The 14655-nt window shown below is 69.9% G+C and carries 13 protein-coding genes; 9 read left to right on the top strand and 4 right to left on the bottom strand.

All coding sequences use genetic code 11. The features are described from left to right. Together G3N92_RS11025 and G3N92_RS11020 are read left to right on the top strand one after the other, a co-directional pair. Positions 1-519, top strand: a 519-nt coding sequence (locus tag G3N92_RS11025; RefSeq protein ID WP_206127501.1) for an HlyD family secretion protein, incomplete at its 5' end; no start/stop codon positions are given. Continuing rightward, the gene (locus tag G3N92_RS11020) at positions 516-2090 is read left to right on the top strand and encodes an MDR family MFS transporter (RefSeq protein WP_339385887.1); all 1575 of its coding nucleotides are present in this window, start codon (positions 516-518) and stop codon (positions 2088-2090) included. The genes G3N92_RS11025 and G3N92_RS11020, both read left to right, overlap by 4 nt. A 6-nt stretch (positions 2091-2096) precedes the next feature. On the opposite strand, the gene G3N92_RS11015 is transcribed toward G3N92_RS11020, so the two are convergent. After that, the gene (locus tag G3N92_RS11015) at positions 2097-3500 is read right to left on the bottom strand and encodes a PLP-dependent aminotransferase family protein (RefSeq protein WP_206127500.1); all 1404 of its coding nucleotides are present in this window, start codon (positions 3498-3500) and stop codon (positions 2097-2099) included. Between the two features lie 168 nt (positions 3501-3668). Here G3N92_RS11015 and G3N92_RS11010 point away from each other — a divergent pair, with 168 nt between their 5' ends. The 3 genes from G3N92_RS11010 (at position 3669) to G3N92_RS11000 (ending at position 7051) form a co-directional block, all read left to right on the top strand. Continuing rightward, on the top strand, positions 3669-4952 hold the full coding sequence (locus G3N92_RS11010) for a hydroxymethylglutaryl-CoA reductase, degradative (RefSeq protein WP_206127499.1): 1284 nt from the start codon (positions 3669-3671) through the stop codon (positions 4950-4952). 213 nt (positions 4953-5165) lie between these two features. Continuing rightward, positions 5166-5675 carry a hypothetical protein gene (locus G3N92_RS11005; RefSeq protein WP_241014720.1) on the top strand — a complete coding sequence of 170 codons (510 nt, stop codon included), beginning with the start codon at positions 5166-5168 and terminating at the stop codon, positions 5673-5675. Further along, entirely contained in the window at positions 5672-7051 is a 1380-nt protein-coding gene (locus tag G3N92_RS11000; RefSeq protein ID WP_206127498.1) for a tripartite tricarboxylate transporter permease, read from the top strand. The genes G3N92_RS11005 and G3N92_RS11000 overlap by 4 nt, the downstream gene beginning before the upstream one ends. Positions 7052-7073: 22 nt before the next feature. On the opposite strand, the gene G3N92_RS10995 is transcribed toward G3N92_RS11000, so the two are convergent. After that, positions 7074-7661, bottom strand: coding sequence for a TonB C-terminal domain-containing protein (locus G3N92_RS10995; protein ID WP_206127497.1), 588 nt, complete (start codon positions 7659-7661; stop codon positions 7074-7076). 170 nt (positions 7662-7831) lie between these two features. Between G3N92_RS10995 and G3N92_RS10990 the strand changes: the two genes are divergently transcribed. From G3N92_RS10990 to G3N92_RS10980, 3 genes are all read left to right on the top strand, one after another. Then, positions 7832-8734 carry a LysR substrate-binding domain-containing protein gene (locus tag G3N92_RS10990; protein ID WP_206127496.1) on the top strand — a complete coding sequence of 301 codons (903 nt, stop codon included), beginning with the start codon at positions 7832-7834 and terminating at the stop codon, positions 8732-8734. Positions 8735-8952: 218 nt separating this feature from the next. After that, positions 8953-10254: a dicarboxylate/amino acid:cation symporter gene (locus G3N92_RS10985; protein ID WP_206127495.1), complete on the top strand. Its 1302-nt coding sequence runs from the start codon at positions 8953-8955 to the stop codon at positions 10252-10254. Further along, positions 10251-11741: an amino acid racemase gene (locus G3N92_RS10980; protein WP_206127494.1), complete on the top strand. Its 1491-nt coding sequence runs from the start codon at positions 10251-10253 to the stop codon at positions 11739-11741. The genes G3N92_RS10985 and G3N92_RS10980 overlap by 4 nt, the downstream gene beginning before the upstream one ends. 103 nt (positions 11742-11844) lie before the next feature. Here the strand turns inward: G3N92_RS10980 and G3N92_RS10975 are convergent, their stop codons facing one another. Further along, entirely contained in the window at positions 11845-12783 is a 939-nt protein-coding gene (locus G3N92_RS10975) for a threonine/serine dehydratase (protein WP_206127493.1), read from the bottom strand. Further along, positions 12780-13769, bottom strand: a complete 990-nt coding sequence (locus G3N92_RS10970) for a nitrilase-related carbon-nitrogen hydrolase (RefSeq protein ID WP_206127492.1) — start codon at positions 13767-13769, stop codon at positions 12780-12782. Before G3N92_RS10970 ends, G3N92_RS10975 begins: the two co-directional genes overlap by 4 nt. Positions 13770-13894: 125 nt before the next feature. Here G3N92_RS10970 and G3N92_RS10965 point away from each other — a divergent pair, with 125 nt between their 5' ends. Next, positions 13895-14638: an IclR family transcriptional regulator gene (locus G3N92_RS10965; RefSeq protein ID WP_206127491.1), complete on the top strand. Its 744-nt coding sequence runs from the start codon at positions 13895-13897 to the stop codon at positions 14636-14638. Positions 14639-14655 lie beyond the last annotated feature (17 nt).

The raw sequence follows: 14655 nt of genomic DNA, 5'->3' as shown, positions 1-14655 counted from the left end.
GCGGCGCAGGCCCGACTGGCCGCCGCGCAGGCGCAACGGGCGCTGGCTGGCCTCGATCTCGAGCACACGCGGATCCGCGCCACGCGCGACGGCGTGGTGGGCCAGCGCGCCGTGCGCGCGGGGCAATATGTCGAGGCCGGCACGCCGCTGCTGGCGGTGGTGCCGCTGCACGAAAGCTATGTCGTCGCGAACTTCAAGGAGACGCAGCTCGCCGCGATGCGCGCGGGCGAGCCGGTGCGCATCGACGTCGATACGTATTCGGGCCGCGCGCTGCACGGCCGCGTGGTGGGCATCGCGCCCGGCTCCGGCGCGCAGTTCGCGCTGCTGCCGCCCGACAACGCCACCGGCAATTTCACGAAGGTGGTGCAGCGCGTGCCGGTGAAGATCGCCGTGGATACGCTGCCGGGCGACGTGGTGCTGCGGCCCGGCATGTCGGTGATCGCGCATGTCGATACGCGCGATGACGGCGCGGGCGCAGGCGTGGGCGGCACGGCCGCCGCACACGGAGCGCGGCCGTGAGCGCGGCGGCCGGCGGCCATGAAGCCGTCTCGCTGCGCGCCTGGGTGGCGGTGCTCGGCGGCGTGGTGGGCTGCTTCATGGCCGGCATGAACGTGCATGTGACGAACGCCTCGCTGCCCGACATTCGCGGCTCGCTCGGCGCGAGCTTCGAGGAAGGCTCGTGGATCACCACCGCCTATCTCGTCGCCGAGATCGTCGTGATTCCGCTGACGGGCTGGCTGGTGCGCGTGTTCTCGGCGCGCCGCGTGCTGCTGGTGGGCGCGTCGGGCTTCCTGGTGTTCTCGATCGCGTGCTCGATGGTGCCGAACGTCGGCGCGATGATCGCCGCGCGCGCGTTGCAGGGCGCGTTCGGCGGCGTGCTGATTCCGCTGTCGTTCCAACTGATCGTGACCGAGCTGCCGAAGTCGCGCCATCCGCTCGGCATGGCGCTGTTCGCGGTCGCCAACAACGTCGCGCAGGCGGCGGGGCCGTCGCTGGGCGGCTGGCTGACCGACACCTATTCCTGGCGCTGGATCTTCTATCTGCAGGTGCCGCCCGCGCTCGCGCTGGTGGCGGCGATCGCGTGGTCGATCCGCCCGGTGCCGGCGGATCCGGGCCAGTTGCGGCGTGCCGATTGGGGCGGCATCGCGACCATGGCGATCGGCCTGAGCGCGTTGCAGATCGTGCTGGAGGAGGGCGAGCGGCACGACTGGTTCGCGTCGGGCGGCATCGTGCTGCTGTCGGCGCTGGCCGCGGCGGGCATCGCGGCGTTCGTCGCGATCGAATTGCGGCGCGCCGATCCGTTCATCAACCTGCGTCTGCTGGGCCGCTACAACTTCGGCCTGGCGAGCCTCATGCAGTTTCTGTTCGGCGGGGTGGTGTTCGGCGTGGTGTTTCTGGTGCCGAACTATTTCGCCGAGGTGCAGGGCTACAGCGCGCGCGACATCGGCCTCGCGATGATCCCGTACGGGCTCGTGCAGTTCGCGATGTCGTTCCTGACGCCGCCGCTGATGCGCCGCATCGGGCCGCGCGCCACCATCGTGGCGGGCTTCGCGCTGGTGGCGGCCGGCTGCCTGATGAACATCCGGCTCGACGCCGATTCGGCCGCCAACGTGATCGTGCCGTCGCTGGTGGTGCGCGGCATCGGCCAGTCGCTGGTGGTGATCGCGCTGTCGGTGATGGCCGTGGACGGCATCGAGAAGTCGCAGCTCGGCTCGGCCTCGGGCGTGTTCACGATGGTGCGCAACGTGGGCGGCGCGGTGTTCATCGCGATCGCGAGCCAGATCGTGGTGGAGCGCGAAAAGCTCCATGCGATGCGGATCGGCGAGGCCGTCACGCCGTTCTCGGCCGCGTACCGGGAGCGCATGGCCGCGTTGACGCGCGCGATCGACGGGTTGCATCTGGCGCGGCCGCAGGCGTTGCCGCTCGATGGCACGGGCGGCGTGCATCGCCTCGCGCTCGCGCTGATCGACCGCACGGTGACGCGCGAGGCGCTGCTGATGGCCTACAGCGACGCGTTCCTGCTGGCCGGCGTGGCGATGCTGGCCTGTGCGGCGGGCGCGTTCGCGCTGCGCCGGAGCGCGGCGCGCTGAACGCGCTCAGCCCTGGGACACCGCCTTCAGCGCGGCCACGAAACGCTTGTCGGACAGATACGCCACGTTGAAGCGGCAATAGGCCGACAGCCGATCCGCACCGGGCGCGAACACGGCGCCCGGCGCGAGGATCACGCCCTGTTCGAGCAGCGCCTGTGCAAGCTGCATCGAATCGGGCCAGCCCGGCAGCGCGGCCCACAGGTACAGGCTCTGATCGCTTTCGCGGAACACGTCGGCGCCGAGCCGCCGCAGCGCCACGAGGCCGGTTTCGGTCGCGCGCCGCAGCTTGTCCTGCAGGAAGTTCGTATGACGCAGGAAGTGGCCGTCGCTGACGATCGCGTCGATGGTGCGTTCGCAGTACTCCGAACTGCTCACGTGCATCAGCATCTTGACGTCGGCCAGATCGCTGGCCAGCCCGGCGTCGCAGGCGAGGAAACCCACCCGCAGCGCCGCCGACACCGATTTCGCGAAGCTGCCGATGTAGATCGTGCGGCGCAACTGATCGAGCGTGGCGATGCGCGTCAGCGTGCGCGGCTTGAGGTCGGCCAGCGCGTCGTCCTCGACGATCGTCAGATCGTAGGCGTCGGCCAGTTGCAGGATGCGGTGCGCCTTGGCGGCGGAGGTATCGGTGGCGGTGGGGTTGTGGCCCACCGATTGCGTGAAGAACAGCCTGGGCCGGTGCGCGGCCAGTTCGGCTTCGAGCGCGGTGATCGACGGGCCGTCGGTTTCGCGAGGAATCCCGACGATTCTCGCGCCGCTCAGCTTGAGCTTGCCGAACAGCGGGTAGTAGCCGGGATCGTCCACCAGCACCGCGTCGCCCGGATGCACGAAGTAGCGCAGCACGATGTCGATCGCCTGGTTCGCGCCGTGCGTGAGGACGATCTGCGAGGGCTGGGCGTCGATGTCGTAGCCGGCCAGCTTTTGCTGCAGCGACTGGCGCAGCGGCAGGTAGCCGTAACGGCTGCCGTAGCGGAACAACGAGGCCACGCCGGTGCGCACCACGCGCTGGTGGTACAGGTCGAGCCGCGTCTTGGCGAGCCAGTCCACCGGCGGGAAGCCCTCGCCGAGGTTCAGCACGTTGGCGCTTTCGTGCAACTGCTCGCGCATCAGCCAGACCACGTCCATCGCGCGGTCGAGCGTGGTGGCGTCGTCGGGATCGGCGCCGGGCGCGGCGGCGGCGCTCGCGCGCCGGCACACGAAGAAGCCGGAGCCGCGGCGCGGCTCGATCAGGCCGTTCGCGGTCAGGATGTCGAACGCGCTGACCACGGTGTTTTTCGAGCAGTTCGAGGCATCCGCATATTCCCTGATCGACGGCAGCTTGCTGCCGGCCGGCAACACGCCTTCCTCGATCTGTCTGGCGAGATTGTCCGCAATCGCTTCAGACAGCGTGGTTCCTGCGCGCCGTATCATCGCGTCCGCTCCTGGAGGCCCGCGCACTGTGTTGGGTACAGCGCAGCGAGTGTTGTTGGGAACTGTACCTTTCATTGAGGTACAGCGCGCCTATTATTCGTCCATTCGAACCGGCCCCGCAACACTGGAATACGCGGGGCCGATCCAACACCGAAGGAGACGACCCCGATGCCCATCGATTCCGCCCTGCCCGATTTCCGTTCCCTCACGCCCGCCGAACGCCTGTCGCGGATCGCCGTGGCCGCCGGCCTCGACGACACGCAGCACGCGCTGCTGGCCAAGCCCGGCGCGCTGCCGCTCGACACCGCCAACGGCATGATCGAGAACGTGATCGGCACGTTCGAGCTGCCGCTCGCGGTGGCCGGCTATTTCCGCATCAACGGCGAGGACGTGCTGGTGCCGATGGCGGTGGAGGAGCCGTCGATCGTGGCGGCCGCCTCGTTCATGGCCAAGCTCTCGCGCGAGGCCGGCGGCTTCCGCACCTCCAGCACCGGCCCGCTGATGCGCGCCCAGGTGCAGATCCTCGGCATCGACGATCCGTACGGCGCGCGCCAGACGATCCTTGCCAACAAGGCCGAACTGATCGAATTGGCCAACTCGCGCGACGCGGTGCTGGTCAAGCTCGGCGGCGGCTGCCGCGACATCGAGGTGCACGTGTTCCCCGATACGTCGCGCGGCGCGATGGTGGTGGCGCACCTGATCGTGGACGTGCGCGACGCGATGGGCGCGAACACCGTCAACACCATGGCCGAGGCCGTGGCCGGCAAGGTGGAGGCGCTGACGGGCGGCACGGTGCGGCTGCGCATCCTGTCGAACCTGGCCGACCTGCGGCTGGCCCGCGCGCACGTGCGCTATTCGGCGGCGACGCTGACCACGCGCGAATACGCGGGCGAGGACGTGATCGAGCGCGTGATCGACGCCTACGAGTTCGCCGCGATCGATCCGTATCGCGCGGCGACGCACAACAAGGGCATCATGAACGGCATCGATCCGGTGATCGTGGCCACCGGCAACGATTGGCGCGCCGTGGAAGCGGGCGCGCACGCCTATGCGAGCCGCAGTGGCCGCTACACGTCGCTGACCACCTGGGAAAAGGCCGCCAACGGCGATCTGGTCGGCACCATCGAGCTGCCGATGCCGGTGGGCCTGGTGGGCGGCGCGACGCGCACGCATCCGCTGGCGCGCGCCGCGCTGAAGATCCTCGGCGTGGAATCGGCGCAGCGGCTCGGCGAGATCGCGGCGGCGGTGGGCCTGGCCCAGAACCTGGGCGCGCTGCGCGCGCTGGCCACCGAAGGCATCCAGCGCGGCCACATGGCGCTGCATGCGCGCAATATCGCGATCGCGGCGGGCGCAACCGGCGCGGATGTCGACTGGGTGGCGAAGAAGATGGCCGCCGCCCGCGATGTGCGCACCGATTACGCGCTGCAATTGCTGGCCGGGCCGCGCGACTGAACGGCGCGTAACCGAACCGCGAGGCCCGCCGCAGCGTAGCGAGCGGGCCGCACGGAGTACGAAGCAACGCGCGAGGCCGCGCCGGCACGCCATCGTGCCGGCGCCGTTTCGCGCTGGGCAGTACCGCGCATGCACGCCATCGGGCCTGCGCGCACGCGGACCGCGGGATCCACCCCGGCCGCGCAGCACACTCCATCACGAAGGAGGAGACAGATGAACGAGATTCGCGCGGAATCGGCCGCGCTCGCGCCGCCGCGTGCCTTGCACGACACCGCGACCGACGCGCCGCTGGCCGAAGTGTGGGGCGATACCGTCGACTTGCGCCATCTCGGCTGGTCGGTCGCGATCGGCGTGGGCGTGGCGCTGGGCGCCTTTCTGGCAGGCCGTGCGCTGCTCGCGCCGGTGGTGGCCGATCCGCAGATCGCGCGCGCCTACGCAATGCTGGTGGGCCTGGGCGGCTGCCTGGCGGCCGGGGCGATCTGCGCGAAGCTGTTCAAGCCCAAGCGCGTGGTGGTCGAGCATCTCGTCGACGAGGCGGCGCGCCTGCGAGTGCTGGCCCAGCTCGACGCAGAATCGGGCGGCCTCGGCTCGCTCGACGACCTGAGCCCGGCTGCCCGCGCCGAAATGGACGAACTGGGCCTGACGGCCGTGTTCGCCGCCTATGAACGCGGCGCGCGCGATGCCTCGGCATCGGCGGCCGACACCCCGGGAGCGCGCCGATGACTCCGCTGCTGTCCGATTTCTCCGTCGCGCTGGCGATGGGCCTGCTCGGCGCGATCGCGTTCGCCGCGATCGGGCTGGTATCCGGCACCGACGAAACCACCACCATCGCGCCGCTCACGCTGCTGGTCGCGCTGCTCGGCGTGCCGCCGGCCGGCGTGTTCACGTTCTTCCTGGCGGGCGCGGTGGCCAAGCACATGACGCACGCGATCCCCACCGCGCTGCTCGGCATTCCCGGCGACACCATGGCCGCGCCGCTGTTGCAGCAGGCCACGGCGCTGCGTGCGCTCGGCGTGCCGCACATCGCGCTGCGCAAGATGATCTCCGGCGCGATCGTGGCGGCCTGCGTGGCGGTGCCGCTGGCCGTGGCGTTCGCGGTGCTGCTCGCGCCGTTCGGCGGCGCGATCTCGAAGGCCGCGCCGTGGGTGTTCCTGGCGGCCGCGTGCGTGATCGCGTATGCCTCGGCCGGGCGCTGGGCCAGTGTGCTGCTGCTGATTCCGTTCGTGATGCTGATCGTCGCGCTGCAGACGCTGACGGGCAAATACGGCGTGAAGCTGTCCGTCAGCTACTTCCTCGGCATCGCGATCGGCCCGCTGATCGCCGATCTGTTCGGCATCCTGTCGCCGCCCGCGCGGCGCGCGATGCGCCGCGACCGGCTCGCCACGTTCTCGCTCGCGCCCGACCTGAAGGGCTGGCGCGGCTGGTTCCCGAACCCGCTGCGGATTCTCGACCGCAGCCAGACGGGCTGGACGCTCGGCACCGCCGCGCTGTCGAGCGCCACGTTCGTGTTCAGCCCGGTGGCGATGACGGTGGTGGCGGGCGAGATCGTCGGCGCGCGCGTCAAGCATGCGTATCCGCGCCTGACCACCGTGATCGCCGCGCGAAACGGCGTGACCGAGGCGACCTATATCGCCGAGGCGCTGATTCCGCTGATCGCGTTCGGGCTGCCGCTGAGCCCGGTGGCCGCCGGCCCGGCCGCGCCGCTGTTCAACGCGCCGCCGCGCTTCTTCGTCGACGCCGCCTCGGGCCAGATCCACAACCTGCACACGATGATGTCGGCGTGGTCGTTCCTCGGCTACGGCCTGCTGGCGGTGCTGCTGGCCGCGTTGATCGCGTATCCGCTGGCGATGAACTACGCGCACCGCGCCGCGTCGTTCGTGGCGCGCAAGCTGAGCCACGAGGCGATCATCGCCACGTTCGCCGGGCTGATCGTGGTGATCGGCGTGTGGGAGGGCGGGCTGGCCGGATTGGCCGTGATCCTGACCGTGGGGCTGGTGGGCGGGGTGTTGTCGAAGCTGTTCAGCTTCAACACCGGCGTGCAGTTCATGGGCTTCTATGCGGCCGTGCTCGGCGTGCCGGCGTTGATGAAGCTGATATGAGCGGCGTGGGGCGGCGTGGCGTCTAGTTGCACGACTTCGCGACGCCCCCGACCGTCACGCACTCGTGCAGGCTCCAGTGGCTTTCGTCCTGCAGCGCGGGCACGGTCGGGGAGCGGGTCTGGCGCGGGTAGCGAACCGACAGCCGGATCCGGTGAATCCTCGCGGATGCCGGCAATGGCGGCAGCGGCTCGATGTCGTGCAGCGCCTGCACCACCTCGGTGTGCCAGGCGGTTTCGCCGGTCGTCTCGGTCACGTCGGCCGATTCGACCGTGCCCGATCGCAGGAAGCTGACCGAGACGATCGCCTCCGGGTTGCTCGCGTCGGCAGGCGGCGCGTAGCGCGTGAGTACGGTCATCGCGACTCGGCAACTGACGTAGTCGCCCCATTGCCTCGGCTGCAGCGCGTCGAGCGACGCCGGGCCGTCGTGCTGCTTCAGCCGCGCGAGGCAGAAATCGGCGATCTGTGCGGCGGTGTAGTGCGGATGCGTGCCGGCCGGATCGTCGGCGCAGCCGCTCAGCAGCAGCGCGGCGGCCAGCGGCAACGCGGCTAAACGCACGGCGAAGCACGCGGAAAAACGGCGATGGCGACGGCCCGTCGGCATGGCGTGCATGGTCTCTCTCGATTCGTTGTCCTTGTCGACGGCTATTCCAGCATCAACGCCACGGCCCTGCAAGCACCGGCGTGGCGCGCGGCAACAGTCTTCGATTCCGCTTGCGATGGCCGCGGCGTTAGAATGCGCGCAGATTCAGCCCGCTCACTTTTCTCGCCGCCGGCCTCCGCATGGAAATCAAGTGGATCGAGGATTTCATCGCCCTCGCGCAATATCAGAGTTTCTCGCGCGCGGCGGAATTCCGGAACGTCACGCAATCGGGTTTCAGCCGGCGCATCCAGTCGCTCGAGCAGTGGATCGGCGCCGAGCTGATCGACCGCAGCAGCTTTCCGCCCGTGCTGACGCCCGCCGGGCGGCTGTTCCGCGAAGCGGCCGACGACATCCTGCACAAGCTCCACGACACGCGCGCGATCATCCGCACCGAGCAGCGCATCGCCGGGCACGGCCTGCAGATCGCGGCCGGCCACACGATCGCGCTGAACTTCCTGCCGGCCTGGCTCAAGGCGCTGTCGGCCCGCTTCGGCGAGGTGCGGGCGCGCGTGGTGCCGGCCAACGTCCACGATTCGATCCTGTCGCTCGTCAACGGCAACTGCGAGCTGATGTTCGCGTATCACCACCCGGAACTGCCGCTGCACCTCGATCCGGCGCGCTACGCGCATTTGACCGTTGGCCTCGACACGCTGCTGCCGGTCAGCCGGCCCACGCCGCGCGCCGCGCCGATGTTCCGGCTGCCCGGCACCACCAAGGCCGCGCTGCCGCTCATTGCGTACACCGAAACGAGTTACTTCGGGCGTTGCCAGGCGCTGTTGCTGTCGCGCGCGCCCGCCACGCCGCTGCTGCGGCTGCATTACGAATCGGACATGGCCGAAGTGCTCAAGAAGCTCGTGATCGAGGGCGAGGGGCTGGCCTGGCTGCCGAAAAGCGCCGTCGCGCGCGAGCTGGCCGCCGGCGAACTGGTGCCGGCCGGGCCGTCGGCCTGGCACATGGACGTGGAATTGCGCGTGTACCGCGACGTCAGCAACCGCGGCGCGTTCCTCGACACGCTCTGGCAGCACCTGCGCGCCTCCGTCTGAGGCTGTCGGGCCGCGCCCGCGGCCCTATGCGGAATCCGCATACGCGCATGACGGACCCGCATCGCAGTTTTTTTGACCGTCCCTACCATCCGTTCTGACGGCCGGATTGCCCGGCCGCGCCCTCGGTTCCGATCCGCTGCCCGCGCGTCGCGATACCGGTCGGCTCAATCGCTTCGCGCCGCGCGGCCGTTCCGCCGCGCGGCGCATCAGGGACGGACATGAAATCACGCCTCACTTTCTGGATCGCCGCCGGCATCGTGCTCGGCATCGCGGCCGGCTATCTGTGCCATGCCAACGCGGCCGACGCCGCGCAGGCCAAGGCCATCGCCGGCTACTTCTCGATCGTCACCGACATCTTCCTGCGGCTGATCAAGATGATCATCGCGCCGCTGGTGTTCGCCACGCTCGTGTCCGGGCTGGCCGGCATGGAAGGCGGCCAGGACGTGGGCCGCATCGGCCTGCGCACCGTGCTGTGGTTCCTGTGCGCGTCGCTGATCTCGCTGCTGATCGGGCTGACGTTCGCCAACCTGCTGCAACCGGGCGCGGGGCTGCACCTGAGCCCCGGCGCCGAGGACACCGTCGCCGGGCTGAACACCGCCGGCCTCAACGTCAAGGACGTGGTCACGCATGCGTTCCCGACCAGCCTGCTCGATGCAATGGCGCGCAACGACATCCTGCAGATCCTGGTGTTCTCGCTGTTCTTCGGGCTTGGGCTCGGCGCGCTCAAGCACGACCCGCGCGTGGCCGTGGTGGTGAGCGCGATCGACGGCCTGGTGCCGGTGATGCTGCGTTTGACCGGCTACGTGATGCGCGCCGCGCCGTTCGGCGTGTTCGGCGCGATCGCTTCGGCCGTGACGCTGCGCGGGCTGGACGTGATCGTCACGTACGGCAAGCTGATCGGGTCGTTCTACGCGGCGTTGGCGGTGTTGTGGGTGCTGCTGCTGGCGGTGGGCTGGCTGTTCCTCGGCCGCGATGTCGGCCGTCTGCTGAAGGCGGTGCGCGAGCCGGCCATGCTGGCGTTCTCGACCGCCAGCAGCGAAGCCGCGTATCCGCGCCTGACCGAGCAGCTCGAACGTTTCGGCGTGCCGAAGAAGGTGGTGGGCTTCACGCTGCCGCTCGGCTATGCGTTCAACCTCGACGGCTCGATGATGTACCAGGCGTTCGCCGCGATCTTCATCGCGCAGGCGTTCGGCGTGGAGATGCCGCTGTCGCAGCAATTGACGATGCTGCTGGTGCTGATGCTGAGCAGCAAGGGCATGGCCAGCGTGCCGCGCGGCTCGGTGGTGGTGGTGGCCGCCGTGGCGCCGCTGTTCCATCTGCCCGCGGCCGGCGTGGCGCTGGTGCTCGCCATCGACCAGATTCTCGACATGGGCCGCACCATGACCAACGTGATCGGCAACAGCGTGGCGACCGCCGTGATCGCGAAGTGGGAAGCGCGGCGCGAGGCCGGCATGGCGCACGACGCGCCGGCGGCCGGCGAGGCCGTGCGCTTCGAGGCGCTGCCGGGCGAGGCGCAATGAACGCGCCGGCCGGTCGGGCCGTTGCCGCCGACGCGGCACGGCGCTACGGCGTGGTGGGCGGGCTCGGCCCGCTGGCCGGCGCCGACGTGTTCTACAAGCTGATGCGCGCGGCCGGCGCGACGCCGATCGACGCGATCTTCGAGCAGCACCCGTTTCGCGGCGTCGAATCGGATCGCGAGGCCACCACCGAGCGCAAGCTCTACGTGTTCGACATGATTCGCGACTTCGAGCGGCGCGGCGTGACCACCGTGGTGCTGCCGTGCTTTCTGAGCCACACGTTCATCGACGAGCTGCGCGCCAATACCTCGCTCGCGATCGTCGACATCGTCGAGGCGTTGCGCGAACACGTGCGGCGCAACTGGCCGCAGGCGCGGCGGATCGGCGTGCTGGCCTCGGCGGCCACGCGCACGCAGCGTTTGTTCGAGCGGTATTTCGCGGCGGACGGCGTCACGCTGTGCTACCCCGAAGCGGACGACGACGCCCCGGGCGATGCCGTCGCCGAGGCCGTGTACGGCGCGGGCGGCATTCGCTCGGGCGCGGTGGCGGGGCGGCCGGTGGCGGTGTTGCGGCGCGCGTGCGCGTCGCTCGTCGCGCAGGGCGTGGACGCGATCGTGCCGGGGCTGACCGAGATCGCGCTCGTGGCCGACGCGCTCGGGCCGCTGCCCGTGCCGCTGGTGGACGCGAACGCCGTGTACGCGCGCCACGTGCTCGATACCGGCGGGCTCGCGCCGCCGCGTCCCGAACCGTTTCGGATCGGCGTGGTGGGCGGCGTCGGGCCGGCAGCCACCGTCGATTTCCTGGCCAAGCTGGTGGGCAATACGCCGGCCGCGCGCGACCAGGATCATCTGAAGGTGATCGTCGAGCAGAATCCGCAGATCCCCGATCGCACCGCGCACCTGATCGGCGACGGGCCGGACCCGACCGTTGCGCTGTACGCCACCTGCAAGCGGCTCGAACAGGGTGGTGCGAACCTCGTGGCGATTCCGTGCAACACCGCGCATGCGTTCGTCGAGCGGATCCAGCCGCGCCTCGCGATTCCGATCGTCAACATGCTGAGCGTGACGGCGCAGTATCTGCGCGAGCGGTTTCCATCGCTGCGCGAGGTGGGCGTGCTGGCCACCTCGGGCACGCTGGCGAGCGGCGTGTATGGCGATGCGCTGGCCGCGCAGGGGCTGTCGCAGATCGTGCCGCCGCCGGCATTGCAGGCGCGCGTGATGGCGGCGATTTACGGCGAACGGGGCGTGAAGGCGGGGTTCACCGAGGGCGTGTGCCGTGACGACATCGAGGCGGCGCTCGACGGCCTGGTGCGGATGGGCGCGCGGGTGGTGCTGCTCGGGTGCACGGAATTGCCGCTGCTGTTGCCGGCGGGCGAGCGGCCCGCATCGGGCGTGACGCTGGTCGATCCCACCGACGTGCTGGCCCGGGCCTGCGTCGCGGCGGCGGGGCGCGCGCCGGTTACGCAGGATGACGAAGCGGATCGGCGGTGACGGCGTCGGCCAGGCGCTCGCTCGCGCCGGCCGGAAGGCGCGCGGGCCGGAAGGTCGATCGAGCAAGCATGCGGATGCGGCTTGACCGGCATCCGCCGCCCGATCACCCCGCGTCCTGCCCGAACGAAGCCGGATCCGCGTTCCCGCCGCAGATCACCACCGCCACCCGTTCTCCCGGCGCGCGAACATACGCCCCCGCCGTCAGCGCCGCGAACGCGGTCGCGCCGCCCGGCTCCGCCGCCACCCTGAGCCGGTTCCACAGCGTCCGCTGCGCCTCGCGAATCTGCGCATCCGATACCAGCACCGATTCGCTCACCGACGGCAGGAGCACCGAAAACGGCACGTTGCCGATGCGCCTGCACCCGAGCGAATCGGCTGCGATGCCGCCGGTTTCGACGTCCACCGGCGCGCGCGCCTGCAATGCGCGATGCAAGGTGGGGCACCGCACCGGCTCCACCGCGACGATCCTGGCCCGCCCCGCGAACCACGCCGCGATGCCGCCGATGAAGCCCCCGCCGCCGACCGAAACGAGCACAGTGTCGACGTCCGGCAATTGCGCATCGAGTTCGAGCGCCAGCGTGCCTTGCCCCGCGACGGTGGCGGCGTCGTCGAACGCATGCACCTTCAGCGCGCCCGATTCGGCGGCGCGCGCCTCGCTGGCGGCCAGCGCCTCGACATAGGTATTGCCGGCCACCACGACGTTCGCGCCGAGGTCGGTCAGCATCTTGCGCTTGAGCGGCGTCGCGAGGCTCGGCACGTAGATCTCGGCGCGCGCGCGGAGCTTGTGCGCGGCGTAGGCGACGGCGATGCCGTGGTTGCCGCCGGACGCGGCGATCACGCCGGCCGGCGGCAGCGGCTGGCCGAGCAGGCGGTTGAACGCGCCGCGCGGCTTGAACGAGCCCGTGACCTGCAGCGATTCGAGCTTCAGGAACGTGTCGCCGGGAACGTCGAACCAGCCGGCCTCCAGTTGCACGACGGGCGTGGTGCGGATGTACGGCGCGACCCGCTGCGCGGCGGCGCGAATATCGTCCTGGGTGATCATGCGCGTGGCTCCTCGTGATGCGCGCCCGCCTGCGGCGCGGCGGGGATGAGGGTGACGGGCGCCTGGCGGCGTTCGTCGACGGTCAGGCGAAACACGTCGGGGCGGGCGTAGTGACCCGTCACGTCGAAGTCGAACTTGCCGCGCGCGACGTTGCGCAGATCGATCTCCGCGGTCAGGATGGTTTCCTCGCCGAACGCGGGGCCGGCAAGCAGGCGCCCGAACGGATCGACGATACAACTGCCGCCTGCCTGCACCACGGCGTCCGGGTCGTCGCCGAACAAGCTGTCGTACGCGGCGGGATAATCGCTGCGCCGCAGGAACTGATTGCTTGCGAGTACGTAGCATCGGCCTTCGATCGCGATGTGCTGCATCGACGCGACCCACGACGGCCGGGAATCGGCCGTCGGTGCGCAGTAAAGCTGGATGCCCTTCGAATACATGGCCGTGCGCATCATGGGCATGTAGTTCTCCCAACAAATCACGGCGCCCAGTTTGCCGAGATCGGTGTCGAGCACCGGCATGGTCGAGCCGTCGCCGTAGCCCCAGATCAGGCGCTCGGAGCCGGTCGGCATCAGCTTGCGATGCTTGCCGAGGTAATGGCCGCCAGGCCCGAAGAACAGCACGCAGCAGTAGAGCGTGCCGGCGTCGCGCTCGATCACGCCGATCACCAGGTGCACACCGTGCCGCCCGGCCATGGCGGCCAGCGCGTCGACGCACGGCCCCGGCACGTCGATCGCCGCTTCCCAGTACGCACGATAGGCGTCGCGCCCTTCGTCGCTGCGCCCGCCGACGTACGAGCCGAACGCATGCCCCTTCGGGTAGCCGCCGACGAACGCCTCGGGAAATACGACGAGCCTGGCGCGTTGCGACACGGCGGACGCGATCAGATCGTCGACCTTCTCCAGGGTGCGGCGCTGGTCGAACGGCACCGGCGTGCCCTGCACGACGGCTGCCATCCACGGCGATTCGAGGTTCGATTCACTCACTGCGATCTCCTTGTGTTGTGTATCTATAGTGAACATGTTAGTATCAATATCGAACATAATAGGCGCTCGCCCGATTCAGGGCAAGCGGTGCGTGTTCGTCTTTGTTCAAGTCGAGGAGAGCGGCGGTGGCGGAAATTGCAACGGTCAACAGCGTCGAGCACGCGGTTCGTCTGGTCGAATTGATGGCGGGGTCGGAGGCGGCGCTCGGCGTCAGCCAGATGGCGCAGTCGCTCGATCTGCCGCGGGCGACGGTGTACCGGTTGCTCAAGACGCTGGCCCAGCGCGACTGGATCGTTCAGGACGACAAGACCTATCGGCTCAGCTTTCGCCTGGCGGCGCTGTTCAAGGGGGTGGGGGCAGGCGTGGAGGCGGCGTTGGCCGAACGCGTCACGCCGCTGCTGCACGAACTCGTGAAGCAGACGGGCGAAACGGCGCACTTCGCGGTGCTCGACGGCGATCGCGTGGTGTATCTGGCGAAGGTCGATTCGCCGCATCCGATCCGGATGTTTTCGGAGGCCGGCTGGCGCGGGCCGCTGCACGCCACGGGGGTGGGGAAGGTGCTGTTGGCGTTCGGCGAGGCGAAGCTGCTCGCGCGGATTTGCGAACACGAACTCAAGCCGTTCACGCCGAACACGCTGGTCGAACCGGCGCGGCTTCGGGAGGAACTGGCCCGGATCCGCCAGCAGGGGTATGCGCTCGATGCCGAGGAGTTGATCGACGGCCTGACGTGCGTGGCGGTGCCGTTGATGAGCGGCGGCGCGGTGCGCGGCGCGATTTCGGTGGCCGGGCCGACGGCGCGGCTGGCCGATCCCCAGGCGTTGGCGGCGCTGGTGAAATCGGCCGTGGAGGCGCTGCCCGCGATCGGGTAGCCCGGCCGCGGCTTCGG

The organism is Burkholderia sp. Ac-20379 (assembly GCF_017104645.1).
Classification (GTDB): Bacteria; Pseudomonadota; Gammaproteobacteria; order Burkholderiales; family Burkholderiaceae; genus Burkholderia.
Note: the sequence above shows the minus strand (reverse complement) of the source record. Positions and strands in the feature narration are given on the sequence as shown.

Excerpts from the sequence above, each read along its gene's own strand:
- G3N92_RS11015 (WP_206127500.1), bottom strand. The coding sequence starts at position 3,500 with ATGATACGGCGCGCAGGAACCACGCTGTCTGAAGCGATTGCGGACAAT.
- G3N92_RS10995 (WP_206127497.1), bottom strand. The coding sequence starts at position 7,661 with ATGCACGCCATGCCGACGGGCCGTCGCCATCGCCGTTTTTCCGCGTGC.
- G3N92_RS10980 (WP_206127494.1), top strand. The coding sequence starts at position 10,251 with ATGAACGCGCCGGCCGGTCGGGCCGTTGCCGCCGACGCGGCACGGCGC.
- G3N92_RS11010 (WP_206127499.1), top strand. The coding sequence starts at position 3,669 with ATGCCCATCGATTCCGCCCTGCCCGATTTCCGTTCCCTCACGCCCGCC.
- G3N92_RS10985 (WP_206127495.1), top strand. The coding sequence starts at position 8,953 with ATGAAATCACGCCTCACTTTCTGGATCGCCGCCGGCATCGTGCTCGGC.
- G3N92_RS11000 (WP_206127498.1), top strand. The coding sequence starts at position 5,672 with ATGACTCCGCTGCTGTCCGATTTCTCCGTCGCGCTGGCGATGGGCCTG.
- G3N92_RS10990 (WP_206127496.1), top strand. The coding sequence starts at position 7,832 with ATGGAAATCAAGTGGATCGAGGATTTCATCGCCCTCGCGCAATATCAG.
- G3N92_RS10975 (WP_206127493.1), bottom strand. The coding sequence starts at position 12,783 with ATGATCACCCAGGACGATATTCGCGCCGCCGCGCAGCGGGTCGCGCCG.
- G3N92_RS11005 (WP_241014720.1), top strand. The coding sequence starts at position 5,166 with ATGAACGAGATTCGCGCGGAATCGGCCGCGCTCGCGCCGCCGCGTGCC.